Source organism: Chryseobacterium sp. CFS2, from assembly GCF_036543225.1.
GTDB classification, from domain to species: Bacteria; Bacteroidota; Bacteroidia; order Flavobacteriales; family Weeksellaceae; genus Chryseobacterium; species Chryseobacterium culicis_A.
Window position 1 is genome coordinate 101,652 of the sequence record NZ_JAZHQU010000009.1, and the last position, 16,776, is coordinate 118,427.

The following is a 16,776-nucleotide window of genomic DNA, read 5'->3' on the forward strand; positions in this document are numbered from 1 at the left end:
TGACATGACAAAATTTTCTGCCTTCACTGAGCAGGATGAAAAACTCATTACTGAAGTTTACGATCAGCTTTCTATAGATTATGATATTTCAGTGATTGATATTGAAGACTCTCCCTATGAACAATTCAGTTCGCATGATATATATCCATTATTCATCCCCCAAATTTGTTACCGGGTAAAGGACATAAATAATAACAGTTCTTTCTACCTTTTTGTTGTCAGTAAAGTTGGGGTTACATCTAGAGGTGGTCGCTTAGGCCGTAAATTTGATACCATTCAACTTTGGGGATTAAAAAAACTTGAAGAAGATTTTGGGTATATTTCCATTAACAAGAAAAGATTGATGGATAAGATTGCAGGAATTTTCAGTAGTTTTAATGTCAATTTTAAAGATCATGATTTCAAAGATTTTTATGTTTTGGGAAGTGATCAATATAAAGTCATGAATTTTTTAACCCCAAAGAGAAAAGAAACAGTAAAAAATTTTCCTAATGAAGATTTTAAACTTGAAGTCAGAAATTCTATTTTGAGTTTCGGAATCCCGGAATCCCTTACCGTTGAAAACGCTGAAATGATCTCAAAGTTTTTAGAAAAAATATAAAATCTGCAAAAAACACGTATTTTTACTCCTCTAAATTAATAAATGCTGAAAATTTTCATCCTTATTAAAAAATCCATTAAAAATTCCTTCGACAATATCAGGAATGAGCAGCTGAAGCACAATCTCCTTCAAGCCATTCCTTTTTGGATAGGATCTGTGATTACAGGTTTCTTTGCCGTTATGTATGCGCAGATATTTGCCTGGGGTGAACATTTGATGAATTTTATTTTTGACTGGCATGCATGGATGATTTTCATTATTGCTCCTGTCGGATTTGTACTATCCTGGTGGCTGGTGAAAGAATTTGCACCCAATGCTAAAGGAAGTGGTATTCCACAGGTGATGGCAGCTGTAGAACTTGCTAATCCGAAAGAACACCGTAAAATCAGAAATCTTTTAAGCATCAAAATCATTTTTTTCAAAATCCTTTCCTCTGTCATTCTGGTCATCGGTGGAGGCGCTGTGGGACGTGAAGGACCTACCATTCAGATTGCAGGCTCTGTTTTCAGAAAAGTCAATGAATATCTTCCGGAGTGGTGGCCGAAAATTTCCAAAAAAAATATGATTATGACAGGAGCAGCAGCCGGGCTCGCAGCTGCGTTCAACACTCCGCTTGGTGGAATTGTTTTCGCTGTGGAAGAACTGTCAAAAACCCATATCAATTATTTTAAAACAGCTTTATTTACGGCTGTAATTATTGCCGGCCTTACCGCACAAACCTTGGCGGGATCTTATTTATATCTGGGATATCCTAAAACCAATGATGTTTCCTTAATGGTTATGCTTCCCATTATACTTGTTGCAGCCACTGCCGGTATCCTTGCCAGTCAGCTCTCTGTGGTTATGCTTACACTCAATAGCTGGAAAAAGAAAAAACTGAAAACAGATAAATCGAATGTGATATTCCTGATTATTTGCGCATTGATTATTGCTTCAATCGCTTATTTCATCAACAGGGAAATTTTGGGTTCGGGAAAAGAAATCATGGAACGGGTTCTTTTTACCAAAGACAAGCATGAAGACTGGTACGTGCCTATCTTAAGAATGCTTGGCCCTGCCCTTTCATTCACTTCGGGAGGTGCTGGCGGAATTTTCGCTCCGGCTCTTTCTGCGGGTGCCAGTATAGGTTCTGTTATTTCGGGAGCAATTCATTTAACCCCTAACGAAACGAATGTTGTCGTTCTGGCCGGAATGGTGGCTTTTCTTACCGGAATTACCAGAGCCCCGTTTACTTCAGCAATTATTGTTCTGGAAATGACGGACAGGCATTCATTAATTTTCCATCTGATGCTTGCAGGAATGGTCTCTTCTATTGCTTCTATTCTGGTGAGCAGACATTCTCTGTATGATGTATTGAAGGTGAATTTTTTAACAGAATTAAGGGGAAAAGATTCATAATAAGATCGCCTGTCTTAAAAAGCATTCCTATCAATTGTTGGATGAGAAGATATTTTCGCTCAATTTTCGCGAGTACTCTTGCATATAAGAAATATATTTTCTACTTTTGCACCTCGAAATAATTAACAAATTCATTTAACATTATGAACAATTACGAAACTGTTTTCATTTTAACTCCCGTTCTATCTGAGTCGCAGGTAGAGGAAGCAGTGAACAAGTATGTAGATCTTATCAAAGAAAAGAACTGCGAAATCGTTGCTAAAGAAAACTGGGGATTAAAAAAATTAGCTTACCCAATCCAATTGAAAAAGAATGGGTTCTATACTTTAATCGAATTTAAAGGAGAAGGTACTGTAGTAGCTGACTTAGAATTAGCATTCAAACGTGACGAGAGAGTAATCCGTTACCTTACTACAAAACTTGACAAGCATGCTATTGAGTACGCTGTAACAAGAAGAGCTAAAGTAAAAGCAGCTAAAGCTTAATTATTAACCCTATTTTTTAAAAAAGACAAGACATGGCAATAGATGAAATGGCTAAACAAGCCTCTGCAGGAGGAGAATCAGAAGTAAAATTCCTTACTCCACTTGATATCAATACAAAATCTGAAAAGAAATATTGTAGATTCAAAAAATACGGAATTAAGCACGTTGACTACAAAGATGCTGACTTCTTATTACAATTTGTAAACGAGCAAGGTAAAATCTTACCAAGAAGATACACTGGAACTTCTTTAAAATACCAAAGAAAAGTTTCTGCTGCTATCAAAAGAGCAAGACACCTTTCTTTACTACCTTACGTAGCTGACTTATTGAAATAAGACAAAAAATAAATAAAAGAAGAGAGCAATCTCTTCTTTTGTTGCTGAATAAATAATTAATTCTAACTTGATTTTAGAATATTCTAAAATCTTAAAAAAGGACAACAACAATGGATATCATCCTAAAACAAGACGTAGAAAACTTAGGACTTGAGTTTGATACAGTAAGCGTAAAGCCAGGTTATGCTAGAAACTTCTTAATTCCTCAAGGAATTGCTCTTTTAGCTACCCCAAAAAACAAAGCTGCTCTAGAGGCTACTTTAGAAGCTAGAAAAGAAGAAGAAGCTAAATTAATCGCTGCTGCTAACGCTGTAGTTGAGCAATTGAAGAAAACTTCTATCACTATTCCTGCAAAAGTAGGTTCTGGTGACAAATTATTCGGATCTATCAACAATGCAGATCTTTCTGCTGCTCTTGCTAAAGCTGGAGTTTCTGTAGAGAAGAAATATATCAAAATCCCAGGGAACACTATTAAGAGAACTGGTAAAGTAACTGCAAACATCAGACTACACAGAAACGTTGAGTACAATTTCGAATTCGATATCGTATCTGACGCTCCAGTTGTAGCTGCACCAGCTGCTAAAAAAGAAGAAGTAAAATCTGAAGAAGCTTAATTTTAAGCAACTGAGATTTTCTCACAATACAAAACCACTTCAATTTATTGAGGTGGTTTTTTTATTGAACTACCCCGTCTTTTTGCTATGCAAAAATCCACCCCTTCAGGGAAGGGGAATGTAGGAAATCCTAACTGATATTACTCGTTAAATTAGCTTTTTAACAACCTTATACGTAAGAACAGGCAAGAATCTTTATCCCGCATTATAAAACCCGTTACCTCGTAACACGTACCCCGAATCTCAAACTCTCAAACACTCCCACTTCTTACTTATCCCCTCTCAGTTTATGCTGATATTCCGTAGGGGCAATACCGATTACTTTTTTGAAAATATTGCTGAAAGACGACAAGCTGTTGTAGCCTACCATCATGGCGATTTCGTACATATTATATTTTCCTTCCAGCATCAGTTCAAGAGAACGGGTAATTCTCAAAGCTCTCAGGAACCGAATGTAATTCATGCCCAGAATTTCTTTAAATTTCCTTGAAAGGGTTCTTGTACTCATTCCGAATTCTTTGGCCGTAGATTCGATGGTAAGAGGCTTTTCAAGGTTAGCATGGATGTATCGTGCAATCTTTAATAATGTTTCATCCTTAGGAAAAGGATGCTGTATGGGAAACGCCAGATGTTTATGTTTTTTTTCCTGTAAAACGCCTTTAAGTGCTTTGAGGAAAAAATATTTAGACGTATCATTTTTTGTGATTTTCCCATCCCATTCTTTAGTATACAAAATCATCTCCCGAAGCAAATTATTCACAGAATAAATGTTGATTTCATCAAAAAAGACACTTTCATTTTCTTCTTTCTTGAAATAAAAATTATACAGATCCACCTTTGGACTGGTAGAAAAAATATAATGAGGTGTTCCCGCAGGAATCCACATAAAGCATCTTGCAGGCAGATACCAGTGCTTCTGATCTGTAAAAACATGTACAATACCACCTTCTGCATATACTAATTGTGCAGAACTGTGATAATGAATCTCCGTAGTTACATTTCCGGTAAGGACATGATAAACGTAAAATTCAGCATCATCTTCTTCTACTTCTTTAAAATGGCTGTTGTTCATCCCATAAAGGTAAGAAGAATTTTCAAAATGGCGTAAATGAGCAAATCTTTTTCTGTTTTCACAAATCAGGTACTATGCTTGTCGCCGTAACTTTGCTGCATCAAAATCATTTTAGCAAAAATCCTTTAATTAATTTATGAATATCATATTTAACGCATGCCGATATCTGTGCATTGCGTTGTGCTTATTATTGAGCAACTTTTCACATTCACAGATGATAGACTACCAACATCTCGGCTTACAGCAGGCTGTAGAGATTGGTCTGAAAAACAACAAAAGCATACAGATAAGTCATCTAAAACAGGAAATGTCCGTTACCAAAGAGAAAGATCTCAAAATGGAAAAACTTCCGGACATTGAGTTTCATACAAGCTACACCCAGGTAACCAACCTGTTTCAACATCAGAACGGGGTATTTAATAAAGCTACAAAGTATGATGCCATCAATGGGATGTATGATTTTACATTATCCGCTTCCATTCCGGTATACATGGGTGGCAAAATAAAAAATACAGAGAAAAAAGCAGCTATTGATACTGAAATTTCAGCTTTAAAGACTCATCTGGATGAGAGACAACTTAAAATGGAAATCATTACCGCTTTTCTGCAGATTCATCATTTAAAAGAGCAGCAAAGTCTTATCAATGATAAGATGAAGGAAGATTCTGTTAATATCAAACAGGTAAAAGCTCTGAAAGCGAATGGTGTTGTAACGGTAAATGAAGTGTTAAGAACTTCACTGCAGCTTTCTAATCACAAAATGAGCTGGACGGAACTGGATAATGATATTCAGATTGCAGAACACAAACTGAAAACAATTCTTTCACTGCCGGAAAATCAGGAAATGCATGTGAATACGGAGGATCTTATCTCGGATAATGCAGCAATCCCTTATGTAGATGAACTTACGGAAACAGCTTTAAATAAGAATGAATCTGTCGAAATCACCCATAAAAACCTCTCATTGAAGGAACTGGATCAAAAAATTATTAAAGCCAATTATTTACCCAAAATTACAGCGGGTGGAGAATATTTTTTAAAGTATCCGAATATGATGTTTTTTCCACCTGAGCCCTATGCCTACCGATTGGGAATGGTTGGAGTAAACCTAACCTATCCTATTGAAAATCTGTATAAAAACAAATACAAAATGCAGGAAGGAAAGGAAAATATTGATCTGGCAAAGCTTCAGATAGAGGAAAATGAAGAAAAGATCAGACACAATGTATATGAAGCTTACAAAAAGTTTGAGGAAACAGATCAGAAGGTAAAAATTGCTGAAGAGGCCATTAACCAGGCTAAAGAGAACTATCGTATTGTAAGAACAAAATACGTTAATAAGCTAAGTCTTATCACCGAATTAATTGATGCAGACAATACCTATCTGGAAGCTGAATCTAATCTTATTTCCGTAAAAATTAACAGACAACTTAAATATTATCAACTCCAATATACGATTGGAAACTTATAAAAACTATGGCACAGAAACAATTGACACAAAAGGAAAAAAGAATCAACAAGTCTATTACTTTACTGGCCTGGATCCTGATTATAAGCGGAATCACAGGAATGGTAAGCTTCTATCTTTTTTCGAGAAAAAATGTGACTACGAATGATGCACAGATTGAACAATATATCACGCCTGTATCCAGCAAGGTTTCAGGGTTTATCAAAACAATACGATTCAATGAAAATCAGTTTGTACATAAAGGAGATACATTAATTGTCATAGACAACAGGGAATTTGTGAATCAGGTACACATGGCAGAAGCCAACCTTCATGCCAATACGGCAACAATCAGCACTATCGAAAGTGGTGTCAATACCAAAGAAAGTGATACCAAGATTATTGATGCGAAAATTGCTTCCGCAAAAATTGACATCTGGAAAACGGAACAGGATTATAAAAGATACAAAAACCTTTTAACAGAAGATGCAGCAACAGAACAGGAGTTTGAGAATGTGAAAGCTTCTTATGAACAATCAAAGGCTAATCTTTTAGCATTGGAGCAGCAAAAAATTGCAGTAAAAGCCGGAGCCAATGAACAACAGACTAAAGTTGCCCCTGTGAAGAGCCAAATCCAGCAGAGCTCTGCAAGCCTTAATAATGCTCAACTTTATCTTTCTTATACGGTAATCACCGCTCCTTATGATGGATGGGTAGGAAAAAAGACCATTCAGGAAGGACAACTGATCAAAGAAGGCCAGGCTTTGGTACAAATGGTCAGCAAAGAAAAATGGATTATTGCCAATTACAAAGAAACGCAACTTGGGCAGATAGATCAGAGCCAGGAAGTAATTATTACCGCAGATGCCTATCCCAATGTTGAATTTAAAGGAAAAATACTTTCCGTTTCTCCTGCATCAGGATCACAGTTTTCATTAGTAAAGCCGGATAATGCAACCGGAAACTTTGTGAAAATTGAACAGAGATTTCCAGTAAAAATTATTCTTGATCAAAATAAAGACAACGAAAAACTACTTTCCGGAATGAATGTTCTGGTAAGTGCGAAGAAGATATGAGTTTGAGTGTGGGAGAATATTAGAGTATTAGAGTATTAGAGTATTAGAATACAAAATTATTCAATTGAAAATTACCTTCCAGTTAACACCTTTCAGACTTTACCATTAAATTATTTTTTTAGCGAAAAGACAAACTGCGAAATAGCGAATCTGCAAATTTTTTCTTACGCATATTTGCCATTTTACCTTTTACTTGTTTAACACCTTTGCCTTTTGTCTTTTCGCTTTTTCATTCTCAAAAAAATTATGCAGCACAATACAGTTTATCATAAATGGGTACCACAATGGCTGAAGCTGCCTCTTCTGATATTGGCATTGTTTCCCCACCTGATGTTGTTGTCGCTTTTACATTCGAACAGCGCCTTCACCTCTTCTTTTATGGATGTTGATTCAGACGACATCCAGTATTTAATGATTTTGATGTATGGGACATTTGTGGTTACCCTTTTAGTTTTACAGCGGTTTATGGCTTACTTCAGTGTGAAATATTATGTATTGCTGATGGCCTCTATTTCTGTAATTATTCTTTATGTTTTATCCGTCACCCATGATTATCATGTGATATTGGTCATCCGTTTTTTGGAAGGCATTTTCGGATTACTGGAAGGCGCTATTTTTCTTCCCCTGATTATTGCGGAATTAAAAACAAGACACGCCAAGGTTTTGGCTTATCTCTTTATGTATACCATCATGCTGACCGGAGGAACAATAACCACATCCCTTTTAAAATCCAGTATTGAAGATTACAATTTTCAGCATATGATCCTGATGATGGTGTATTTTCATGTATTTGTACTGATCATTGGTATTGCGTTATTCAACAAAAACAGATTCTTTCCTAAAAAACCTTTGTATCAATTAGATATCACCAGCTGGTTTTTACTCTGGGTATGTCTGCAGGCCGGCGGCTATGCCATCATCTATGGTAAAAGACTGATGTGGTTTGAATCTGATACCATTATCATGTGTCTGTTTATATTCCTTCTTTCAGGAGGTTTATTTATGCTTAAACAAAGAAATTCAAAAAGACCATTATTTCATTTTGAAGTTTTCAGTTCCAGAAATGTGATTGCAGGAATGATTCTGTTTTTCATTTTTTATCTGATCCGTTCGGGATTGAATAATGTATACAGCATCATGGCTACAGTATGGAAATGGCCATGGGATTATATTGTGAATATCCAGTACTGGAATGTGGCAGGAACTCTTTTGGGAATATTATTATCAGGAATCTGCCTTGTTCGCGGAGTCTCTTCAAGGATTGTTTTCTTTACAGGATTTCTGCTGCTTGCTATTGATTGTGCGTGGTTTACCTATACTTTTTATCCAGACACTACCCTTTCCACAATCTGTCCGCCTTTATTCCTGCAGGGCGTTGCTCAGGGATTATTATTTACTCCCCTTGTATTCTTTTTAATTTCAGGAACTCCGGAAGAATATGTTTCCAATGCAACAGCTTTAGGAACGACAACCCGTTTCTGGACAACCGCTATCGGATATGCTTTGATGCAGAACCTGATGCTTTTTTTAACCTTAAAACATTCCGATACACTCAGTGCGAATCTTACAGACACCAATCCTGTTTTTTACAGTCAGTGGAACCAGCTTTTCGGCAGTACGATGTCCAGACTTTCTGTCAATGATTCTCTCTCTGTTACAGCAGGAGCTTTTAAGGCTAAAATTATGGCACAATCCATCCTTCTTTCCAATATGGAAATTTTTACAGGTCTTTTCTGGTTGGCGTTAATTACTGCCATCTGTTTATTACTTTATCACCCTGTAAAAATAGCGGTAAGGAATATCATGTAAGATCAGTTGCCCCAGAAAGACCATACTGTTCCGTTGAAAACAGCCAGTTGCTTTTTTTGCGTGTCATACACCATCATACCAGCTGCAGGAGAAATAATATTGAGGTGGGGAGAGGCTACCTTCGGTAAAATCATAGCTTTATTATCATCTTCCAAAACCAAAATTCCTGAGACTGATGATGGTGTTCCTACTGAAACTTTTGCATCCGGATGATCTGTTAAACTATCCTGCAGACTAGTATCGGCCGTGCCTGTTGTATCTACTGAAAGATCCTTCCAAAGGTTATTCTGATAAACTTTCACCTTCATATCCGAAGTATCAAAAACCATAGTGCCGTTCACAACATTCTGAATACCTGATGTATTGGTTACCCAGGGAAGAACAAGCCCGCGGTTCTCATTTCCAAATTCAATAGATGATGAAGCTGACTCTAAAGTAATTTTCCCTAAAGCAACCTGAGCATTACAACACCCGTAAGCAATAATACCTATAATTAAAGTAATTCTTTTCATTTTATTCAGTTTTCTGTTAATCCGGACAGGTTTGAGTAGTAAAGCATTTCCAGCCCGCAGCTGTTCCGTCAATATTAGCCTGCAGACAATGTTGTGTCATATTATAAACCATCATGCCTTCTTTAAGATCTGCCTGTGGAATGGCTGCTACCTGAGCATCTGTAAGCCTGTTCAGGACAAAGCCTTTATTCTTTGATTCTAATACGACCCACGCTCCTTTCCTTGCGCCCGGCCAGTTGCTTGCTCCACTGTCTGCCCTGCTCAATGAAGTAATTCCAAAATCTGAAGAAAGAATAGTTCCTGCGGTTACAGCAGGCTTATAGCAAGGTACAATTCCTGGGACTGTAACGGTAACCGTTGCAGTATCGCAATTTGATGGAGATGCTGTCTGGCAGATCTGATACACCAAATTGTACGTTCCGGGAGCTGTGCCCGGAGCTGCGATGATATGCCCATCCGCAGTATTGACTGAAATATTGGGATTTGAAGTTGATACCTGAGATAAAATAATATTGGAAAGAGTTGCCTGTGCTCCTCCATAGGTTTCAAAATCATTATCAAGTACAATTCCTGCTGAAGATCCTCCTGCAGCAATAGTATAGGTATCGTCTACCGCCATTGGGGGTAAATCTCCATTGATTGCAGGACAAAATCCGGGATTAATGATCAAAGGAGCACTGCAGCTGTTGGTAGAAGCACAATCATACGTAACATTTGTCAGGAAATTTGGGTTACTGTTCATGAAAACCGTACCTGGATCAGATGCACCAGTGGTTCTCTTAAAATCAAGATTTGGCCCTACAGCTGCATTTCCTACCTGAATTGGGTTTTGCAGGACTATATAGCCTTTTTTTGTGGATGAAGATGGCCCTTGGATGGCAGCATTTCCTCCCTGAAACTGATTTAAGGCCAATTGGCCCTCATTATAAATCACCGCATCAGCAGGAGCATTATTCATATTCCCGTTAGAGGTAAAAAGACCAAAATTATAAATTTCACTGCTGCTTCCTGATAAATTAATATCACCTCCTACGGTAAAAATGCCGGTATTGATTATTTTACCGCCATTAATATTAAATCCATTCTGAGATATAATGGTACCACAATTCACATACACACTCTGCTCATTATTCCCATAGTTACCACCGATGAATATCAACCCGCCACCTTCGTTCCTGAATAAAGTGGTAGCAGAACTGCTCATGTTCAGGTTTCCATTGATATTGAGATTTCCAAAATTATCAATCCTATTCGTGGAATTATCCCCTAATTGCAACACTCCCATTTCGATAAGGCCCTCATTGACAATTTCGTTCACCTGCCCGCCAATGGTAAGATTTCCATTTCCTCCTCCTACTGTTATATTTCCTGTATTATAAACATGAACATTCAGGTTGGCAACACTCGTTATGGTCTGGTTAAAACTGAGTGTTCCATGCACTTCAAAGCTTGCAGGTGCATTGGTGGCTCCGCTTATACTATTCTGAAACTGCAGTGTAACTCCCGAAGCAATACAAATCTTGGAGTTGGTTCCAAAAGTTGGATTATTAAACGTCATATCAGCAGTGAAACAAACCGTTGTATTATCGGGAAAATGAAAATCAGGGTCTGTAGGATTTTGAACACCGCAGCTTGTACATTGTGCGTAACTGAAATAATGAAAAAATAAAGGTAATAAATAGAGTAATTTTGTCATCCTTACATTTTTATACAATAAAACTACAATATTTTTATCACCAAACAATGATTTCTTCAATATTTATTATTTTGTTAATAATTATAGGATATTATTTTGTTTTTAATTAAATTAATCCATCATTATTATGTATAAATTTCTCAGTCATACGATGCTGGAAATAGGAACGATTAATAAAAACCCACCCAATGGAAATTGAAAGAATTTTACAGAGCCAAAGAGATTTTTTTAAAACACAGCAAACCAAAAGTCTTGCTTTCCGGAAAATGTATCTCGAAAAGCTTAAAAGTCTCATTATTTCTAATGAGGATATGCTCTATGAAGCAATTAACAAAGATTTCGGGAAATCAAAATTTGATACTTTCACCACAGAATTATCCTTTATTCTGAATGATATTAATTATTATATCAAAAATTTAAAAACGCTTTCAAAACCTAAAAAAGTAAGTACTAATCTTGTTAATCAGCTGGGAAACAGTAAAATTTATGCTGATCCACTGGGATGTATACTGGTAATCGGGGCATGGAATTATCCTTATCAGTTATCCCTTTCCCCTATTATTGCGGCAATGGCGGCCGGAAACTGCTGTATTCTAAAGCCTAGCGAAATAGCTTCAAATACCATGAAAGCTATGATTTCTATCATCAATGAAAATTTTCCCCCTGAATATCTTTATGGGTATGAAGGCGGTATTGATGAAACGACCGCTCTTTTAAGGTTAAAATTTGACAAAATATTTTTTACAGGAAGCACAAAAGTGGGAAAGATCGTTTACAAAGCAGCAGCAGAACATCTTACCCCAGTAACCCTTGAGCTGGGAGGAAAATCTCCGGCAATTGTCACCCAACATGCGAATCTTGAAATGGCAGCCAAAAGAATTGTCTGGGGGAAATTCCTCAATGCCGGACAAACCTGTGTAGCTCCCGATTATCTGTTGGTAGAAGAAACCATTCAGGAACAATTCCTGGAAATGCTTAGGAAATACATCAAACAATTCAAATATGAGATGGATTCTGAGCAGTATACAAGAATTATTAATCAAAGAAATTTCCAGCGCCTTATACGTCTTATAAATCAAGAAAAAATTTATTCCGGTGGACATTTCGATGAAGAAAAGCTATACATTGAGCCTACCATTCTCAACTCTATCGACTGGAATGATGAAATTATGCAGGAAGAAATTTTCGGTCCTCTTCTGCCGGTTATTAGCTTTCAAAATTATAATGCAGCTCTAAACGCCATTATAGAACTTGAAAAACCTTTAGCAGCTTATCTTTTCACCAATGACTCCGAAGAGAAAGAAAACTTTACACGGAAACTTTCTTTCGGAGGAGGCTGTATCAATGATACGGTAATGCATTTAAGCAATGATCATCTTCCGTTTGGAGGTGTTGGCAACTCAGGAATAGGAAATTATCACGGAAAATATGGTTTCGAAGCTTTTTCACACCAGAAAGCAGTTCTTGAAAAAGCAACATGGGGTGAACCTGATATCAAATATCCGCCTTATTCGGAAAAAAAATTAAGCTGGATAAAAAAATTATTATAATTTCTCCCTGATAAGGGATTTTAATTGAAAAAAACAATATATTTATGCCCTAAAACTAAAATCAATATCCATGAAAAATTTGAAAAAATTATCAAGAGAAAAATTAAGTAAGTTAAAAGGAGGAGTATCATGCGCTACATCTTGCTCGGATGGAAGTATGGTATATATCAGTTCTTGTACTTCGTGTATTGAGTATTCAGGCGCCGCAGCTTGCTATGACGCTAATGGAAAAGGCGCAATACGCATGGAGTTCTGTGCTGGTTCTTAAAATATTAAAAAACAAAAACCCGTTCTTAATGAACGGGTTTTATTTTTAAAGAACCTTTCCTTTTTCCAAAAATTCTTTTACTTTTTCTTTGCTATAGCCTTTTCCTGATTCTAAGACTTCACTCTGCTGAACATGGATCTTTTTACCATCTTTATCTAAAATGATGAAGAAAGGATAAAATTGCTGCTCCTTAATATTAATATATTGAGCAAAAACTTTCTCATTCTTATTGTCCGGAGAATAATTCAGGTGATAATACAAATAATTTTTGTCAACAATTTCCTTCAGTTCAGGGGTCGTCTGTACAAAATTATTAAAACGAAGACACCAGATACACCAGTTACCACCTGCCTGAATCATTATATTTTTGCCTTCCTTCTTAGCCTGGGCAACCAGTCTATTAATATCAGCCTGAGCATCAGCTTTTGGGTCATAAGGTTTAGGAAGCTTCGCTTTTTCTTCAGCTGCCTTTTTCTGAGCCTCTAATTTAGCCTGCTCTGCAGGAACTATAAGCGCTGTTTTTTGTTTTCCTTTATCAGGGGAATTCTTTACATCTTGCGAAAAAGCGAAAGTACTTAATCCCAGGAAAGCGAATATTATCAATCTTTTCATAATATAAAAGTAAAAAAAATAACACATATCCTTCTGCAAAAATAGAACCATAATTTTATTATCACTAAATTTGCGTGTTTTATGAATTTTCTAATCAAAATATTATATCTGATCTCCAAGCTTCCGCTGAAAATATTGTATATTTTTTCGGACGTCATCTTTTTCCTAAACTATTATCTCGTAGGATATAGAAAAGAGGTCATTACTCAGAACCTGAGAAACTCATTTCCCGAGAAATCTGAAGATGAGATTAAAGAGATAAGAAAAAAGTTCTACCTTAATTTTTCAGATTATCTGGTAGAGACTATAAAATCTTTCAGCATTTCGGAGACAGAGGCCCGGGTGAGAATGCAGCATATCAACCAGGATCTTTTTCATGAAGCCAAAAAGGAAGGTAAAAATATTATCTTGCTGGCAGGGCATGTGTTTAATTGGGAGTGGATCAATGCATTGGCAAAGATTGTTCCCCAGGCTCACTGCCATCCCGTATACAGAAAGGTAAATAACGATTTTTGGGAAAATCAGATGAAGCAGGTCCGAAACAAATTCGGAAATGAAGCATTGGAAGCCAATGAAGTTATTCTGAATATTTTCAGATCTAAAAATAACGGAGATTCTGCTTATATGTTTGTAGCAGACCAAACTCCTCATCACGCCCATGTTACCTACGGATTAGAATTTTTGAATCAGCGCACTCCTGCTTTTATAGGATATGATAAACTGGCAACAAGAATGGATCTTGTCTTTATCTATTGTGAGATGAAAAAGGTGAAACGCGGTTATTATCAGGTTAATTATCATAGAATATATCCGGATAATGAAAAATTCACAGAAAATGAGGTCGTGAGAAAATTTCATAAATTATTGGAAAATACGCTACACAAAAATCCTGACAACTACCTTTGGTCACACAGAAAATGGAAATATCAGAACTCTATCAAAAATTTTGATTCTGAAAAAAAATAGATTGACATGCAGAAAAAACTGGCAGTTGCCATCTTAAACTGGAACGGCAGAAACTGGCTTGAGAAATTTCTTCCGGGTGTGGTTCAATTTTCCCAGAATACCGATATCTATGTGATAGACAATCTTTCTACAGATGATTCCATTGAGTTTCTAGAAAAGAATTTCCCAACGGTAAACATTATTAAAAATGATGAAAACTATGGGTTTGCAGGCGGTTATAATGAAGGATTAAAATCCATCAAGAATGAATATTACTGTCTTCTCAACTCTGATGTAGAAGTTACTGAGAACTGGACGGCACCTGTATTGGAATTATTGGAAAACAACTCTTCCATTTCAGCCATACAGCCTAAAGTTTTATCTTATCATAACAGAAACTATTTCGAATTTGCGGGTGCTGCCGGAGGATTGATAGACAACCTTGGATATCCGTATTGCAGAGGAAGAGTTTTTGATGATCTGGAAGAAGATAAAGGTCAGTATAATGACCAAACAGAGATTTTCTGGGCCTCAGGCTGCTGTTTTTTTATCCGTTCAAAAGATTTTTGGGACCAGAATGGCTTTGATGCAAGATTTTTTGCCCATCAGGAAGAAATTGATCTGTGCTGGAGGCTTATCAACGCTGGCAAGAAGATTTATTATACCGGAAAATCAAGTGTTTATCATGTAGGGGGTGGAACGCTCAACAAACAGAGTGCTCAGAAGACTTATTTAAACATCAGAAATAATCTTTCTATGATGCTTAAAAACCTTCCTTTTCCTCAATTGATCTGGCTCATCTTTTTCAGGTTATGTCTGGATAGTGTTGCCGGAATTTATTTTGGATTAAAGCATGGTTTCCCACATCTTTGGGCTGTTGTAAGAGCTCATTTTGGGTTTTATGCTCAGCTTCCGGGAACATGGAAACTTCGTCAGAAACACCAGAAGAATGACTTCTACCAATCAAAATGGTTGATTTTTAAACACTTTTTGGGCGGAAGGTGATAGGTGGCAGATGATGGGTAATAGGTTGCAGGGATTAGGGATTAGGGATTAGGGATTAGGGATTAGGGATTAGGGATTAGGGATTAGGGATTAGGGAAAATTACTACTTTCTATACTTATTTTGAACTAAGACTCATTAGAGTAAAATTCCATTACTTCAATTAACCTTAAACTTTAAACCAAAAACCTTGAAAATCAAATTCTAAACAAGAGAACCAGTAACCAGTAACCAGCAGCAATAACAACCAAGCAACCAGCAACAACTAACAACTTATAATTTAAAACAATGGATTTCTGTGCAATAGATTTTGAAACGGCCACTCACGAGAAAAGTTCAGCTTGTGAGATGGGAATTTGTGTGGTACAGGATTCTAAAATTGTTGAAACAAAAACCTGGCTGATAAAACCTCCGAGTTTTCCTTATTTCAGTAAATTCAATATTGCAGTGCATGGGATTCTTCCTGAGGATGTGAAAGATGCTCCTACTTTTGATGAAATATGGCATGAAGCTCAGGAAATGATGTACGGTAGCCTTATGATTGCTCATAATGCGGGTTTCGATGCTTCTGTTTTAAGAGGATGTCTGGAGCATTACGGGATGTTCACCCCAAAATTAAATTATTTGTGCAGTATTCAGCTTGCTAAGAAATCATGGAATTATCTTCCGAAATACGGACTGAAACCATTAGCTGAATATCATAAGATTGATTTTACCCACCACAGAGCAGGAGCTGATGCTGAAGTATGTGCCAAGATTTCTTTATTGGCATTTGAGAAACTCTTCCTCACCAGTAATGATGAAGTTAACGATTATATGAAAGCAAAAATCAAAAAGCTTTAATAGCAGACTATTGACCCCGGGTTCTTGGTCTGCAATCTATATCAATCATTAATTACTCAACACTTCAGACAGGAGATTGAATTTTGGAATATCAATCTCAAAAGTCTCTTGTGTTTCCAGGTTTTTAACCAGGTATTTTCCGCTCATATTTCCTACTCCGGAACGAAGCATTACATTTGAGAAGTAAGCGAAATTTTCGCCTGTTCCAATCTCAGGGGTCAATCCGATTACTCCATCGCCTATAATTTCTGTGTATCCGAATCCGACATCGAAGATCAGCCATTTTCTTTTTAATACTTTGATAGGAAAGCTTCCGTCATTTTCTATCGTAATATTGTATTTAAAAACGTAACGGTTTTCGGATGGATAACTGTTTTTACTATCATATTCAGGTATAACTGAAACTTTGATATTGGAAGTCATTTTTGAAAACATCATTGTAGCATTTTCTTAATAAATACAAAAATCTCGCCTTTTTTGAGGCGAGATTATATATTATGTTATAATTTC

Annotated in this window: 17 protein-coding genes; 12 read left to right on the forward strand and 5 right to left on the reverse strand. The window is 36.6% G+C overall.

Annotation, left to right across the window (positions count from 1 at the left end):
- The first annotated feature begins 4 nt into the window (after nt 1-4).
- The 5 genes from ODR02_RS19370 to rplI all read left to right on the forward strand — a co-directional run bounded on the left by ODR02_RS19370 (nt 5) and on the right by rplI (nt 3,433).
- The gene (locus ODR02_RS19370) at nt 5-601 is read left to right on the forward strand and encodes a hypothetical protein (protein WP_331835782.1); all 597 of its coding nucleotides are present in this window, start codon (nt 5-7) and stop codon (nt 599-601) included.
- A 42-nt stretch (nt 602-643) separates the two neighbouring features.
- Entirely contained in the window at nt 644-1,999 is a 1,356-nt protein-coding gene (locus tag ODR02_RS19375) for a chloride channel protein (RefSeq protein WP_309513201.1), read from the forward strand.
- A 143-nt stretch (nt 2,000-2,142) separates the two neighbouring features.
- Nucleotides 2,143-2,484, forward strand: a complete 342-nt coding sequence (gene rpsF, locus ODR02_RS19380; RefSeq protein WP_105682125.1) for a 30S ribosomal protein S6 — start codon at nt 2,143-2,145, stop codon at nt 2,482-2,484.
- A 32-nt stretch (nt 2,485-2,516) separates the two neighbouring features.
- Nucleotides 2,517-2,819, forward strand: coding sequence for a 30S ribosomal protein S18 (gene rpsR, locus ODR02_RS19385; RefSeq protein ID WP_034706728.1), 303 nt, complete (start codon nt 2,517-2,519; stop codon nt 2,817-2,819).
- A gap of 110 nt (nt 2,820-2,929) precedes the next feature.
- Nucleotides 2,930-3,433: a 50S ribosomal protein L9 gene (gene rplI / locus ODR02_RS19390; protein WP_209784254.1), complete on the forward strand. Its 504-nt coding sequence runs from the start codon at nt 2,930-2,932 to the stop codon at nt 3,431-3,433.
- A gap of 268 nt (nt 3,434-3,701) precedes the next feature.
- On the opposite strand, the gene ODR02_RS19395 is transcribed toward rplI, so the two are convergent.
- On the reverse strand, nt 3,702-4,505 hold the full coding sequence (locus ODR02_RS19395; RefSeq protein ID WP_209784253.1) for a helix-turn-helix domain-containing protein: 804 nt from the start codon (nt 4,503-4,505) through the stop codon (nt 3,702-3,704).
- 214 nt (nt 4,506-4,719) lie between these two features.
- Here ODR02_RS19395 and ODR02_RS19400 point away from each other — a divergent pair, with 214 nt between their 5' ends.
- The 3 genes from ODR02_RS19400 to ODR02_RS19410 all read left to right on the forward strand — a co-directional run bounded on the left by ODR02_RS19400 (nt 4,720) and on the right by ODR02_RS19410 (nt 8,837).
- The gene (locus ODR02_RS19400) at nt 4,720-5,976 is read left to right on the forward strand and encodes a TolC family protein (RefSeq protein WP_309513202.1); all 1,257 of its coding nucleotides are present in this window, start codon (nt 4,720-4,722) and stop codon (nt 5,974-5,976) included.
- A 5-nt stretch (nt 5,977-5,981) separates the two neighbouring features.
- Nucleotides 5,982-7,028 carry an HlyD family secretion protein gene (locus ODR02_RS19405; RefSeq protein ID WP_309513203.1) on the forward strand — a complete coding sequence of 349 codons (1,047 nt, stop codon included), beginning with the start codon at nt 5,982-5,984 and terminating at the stop codon, nt 7,026-7,028.
- A 246-nt stretch (nt 7,029-7,274) separates the two neighbouring features.
- Complete coding sequence (locus ODR02_RS19410; RefSeq protein WP_209784250.1) at nt 7,275-8,837, forward strand: hypothetical protein; 1,563 nt, start codon at nt 7,275-7,277, stop codon at nt 8,835-8,837.
- A gap of 2 nt (nt 8,838-8,839) precedes the next feature.
- On the opposite strand, the gene ODR02_RS19415 is transcribed toward ODR02_RS19410, so the two are convergent.
- Together ODR02_RS19415 and ODR02_RS19420 are read right to left on the reverse strand one after the other, a co-directional pair.
- Nucleotides 8,840-9,349: a hypothetical protein gene (locus ODR02_RS19415; RefSeq protein WP_209784249.1), complete on the reverse strand. Its 510-nt coding sequence runs from the start codon at nt 9,347-9,349 to the stop codon at nt 8,840-8,842.
- A gap of 16 nt (nt 9,350-9,365) precedes the next feature.
- Entirely contained in the window at nt 9,366-11,045 is a 1,680-nt protein-coding gene (locus tag ODR02_RS19420; protein ID WP_309513204.1) for a hypothetical protein, read from the reverse strand.
- Nucleotides 11,046-11,233: 188 nt separating this feature from the next.
- On the opposite strand from ODR02_RS19420, the gene ODR02_RS19425 reads away from it, so the two are divergent.
- The gene (locus tag ODR02_RS19425) at nt 11,234-12,595 is read left to right on the forward strand and encodes an aldehyde dehydrogenase (RefSeq protein WP_309513205.1); all 1,362 of its coding nucleotides are present in this window, start codon (nt 11,234-11,236) and stop codon (nt 12,593-12,595) included.
- Nucleotides 12,596-12,908: 313 nt separating this feature from the next.
- Here ODR02_RS19425 and ODR02_RS19430 read toward each other — a convergent pair whose 3' ends face one another.
- A complete protein-coding gene (locus ODR02_RS19430; protein ID WP_209784246.1) occupies nt 12,909-13,475 on the reverse strand; it encodes a thioredoxin family protein in 567 nt (188 codons plus the stop codon).
- 81 nt (nt 13,476-13,556) lie between these two features.
- Between ODR02_RS19430 and ODR02_RS19435 the strand changes: the two genes are divergently transcribed.
- The 3 genes from ODR02_RS19435 to ODR02_RS19445 all read left to right on the forward strand — a co-directional run bounded on the left by ODR02_RS19435 (nt 13,557) and on the right by ODR02_RS19445 (nt 16,266).
- On the forward strand, nt 13,557-14,441 hold the full coding sequence (locus ODR02_RS19435; protein WP_209784245.1) for a lysophospholipid acyltransferase family protein: 885 nt from the start codon (nt 13,557-13,559) through the stop codon (nt 14,439-14,441).
- Nucleotides 14,442-14,447: 6 nt separating this feature from the next.
- On the forward strand, nt 14,448-15,425 hold the full coding sequence (locus ODR02_RS19440) for a glycosyltransferase family 2 protein (protein WP_209784244.1): 978 nt from the start codon (nt 14,448-14,450) through the stop codon (nt 15,423-15,425).
- Nucleotides 15,426-15,711: 286 nt separating this feature from the next.
- The gene (locus ODR02_RS19445; protein ID WP_309513206.1) at nt 15,712-16,266 is read left to right on the forward strand and encodes a 3'-5' exonuclease; all 555 of its coding nucleotides are present in this window, start codon (nt 15,712-15,714) and stop codon (nt 16,264-16,266) included.
- Between the two features lie 48 nt (nt 16,267-16,314).
- Here the strand turns inward: ODR02_RS19445 and apaG are convergent, their stop codons facing one another.
- Nucleotides 16,315-16,704 (reverse strand): Co2+/Mg2+ efflux protein ApaG, encoded by a 390-nt coding sequence (gene apaG, locus ODR02_RS19450; protein ID WP_065398091.1) that lies wholly within the window; start codon nt 16,702-16,704, stop codon nt 16,315-16,317.
- Between the last annotated feature and the right edge of the window lie 72 nt (nt 16,705-16,776).

Excerpts from the sequence above, each read along its gene's own strand:
- ODR02_RS19370 (WP_331835782.1), top strand. The coding sequence starts at position 5 with ATGACAAAATTTTCTGCCTTCACTGAGCAGGATGAAAAACTCATTACT.
- ODR02_RS19375 (WP_309513201.1), top strand. The coding sequence starts at position 644 with ATGCTGAAAATTTTCATCCTTATTAAAAAATCCATTAAAAATTCCTTC.
- rpsF (WP_105682125.1), top strand. The coding sequence starts at position 2,143 with ATGAACAATTACGAAACTGTTTTCATTTTAACTCCCGTTCTATCTGAG.
- rpsR (WP_034706728.1), top strand. The coding sequence starts at position 2,517 with ATGGCAATAGATGAAATGGCTAAACAAGCCTCTGCAGGAGGAGAATCA.
- rplI (WP_209784254.1), top strand. The coding sequence starts at position 2,930 with ATGGATATCATCCTAAAACAAGACGTAGAAAACTTAGGACTTGAGTTT.
- ODR02_RS19395 (WP_209784253.1), bottom strand. The coding sequence starts at position 4,505 with ATGAACAACAGCCATTTTAAAGAAGTAGAAGAAGATGATGCTGAATTT.
- ODR02_RS19400 (WP_309513202.1), top strand. The coding sequence starts at position 4,720 with ATGATAGACTACCAACATCTCGGCTTACAGCAGGCTGTAGAGATTGGT.
- ODR02_RS19405 (WP_309513203.1), top strand. The coding sequence starts at position 5,982 with ATGGCACAGAAACAATTGACACAAAAGGAAAAAAGAATCAACAAGTCT.
- ODR02_RS19410 (WP_209784250.1), top strand. The coding sequence starts at position 7,275 with ATGCAGCACAATACAGTTTATCATAAATGGGTACCACAATGGCTGAAG.
- ODR02_RS19415 (WP_209784249.1), bottom strand. The coding sequence starts at position 9,349 with ATGAAAAGAATTACTTTAATTATAGGTATTATTGCTTACGGGTGTTGT.
- ODR02_RS19420 (WP_309513204.1), bottom strand. The coding sequence starts at position 11,045 with ATGACAAAATTACTCTATTTATTACCTTTATTTTTTCATTATTTCAGT.
- ODR02_RS19425 (WP_309513205.1), top strand. The coding sequence starts at position 11,234 with ATGGAAATTGAAAGAATTTTACAGAGCCAAAGAGATTTTTTTAAAACA.
- ODR02_RS19430 (WP_209784246.1), bottom strand. The coding sequence starts at position 13,475 with ATGAAAAGATTGATAATATTCGCTTTCCTGGGATTAAGTACTTTCGCT.
- ODR02_RS19435 (WP_209784245.1), top strand. The coding sequence starts at position 13,557 with ATGAATTTTCTAATCAAAATATTATATCTGATCTCCAAGCTTCCGCTG.
- ODR02_RS19440 (WP_209784244.1), top strand. The coding sequence starts at position 14,448 with ATGCAGAAAAAACTGGCAGTTGCCATCTTAAACTGGAACGGCAGAAAC.
- ODR02_RS19445 (WP_309513206.1), top strand. The coding sequence starts at position 15,712 with ATGGATTTCTGTGCAATAGATTTTGAAACGGCCACTCACGAGAAAAGT.
- apaG (WP_065398091.1), bottom strand. The coding sequence starts at position 16,704 with ATGATGTTTTCAAAAATGACTTCCAATATCAAAGTTTCAGTTATACCT.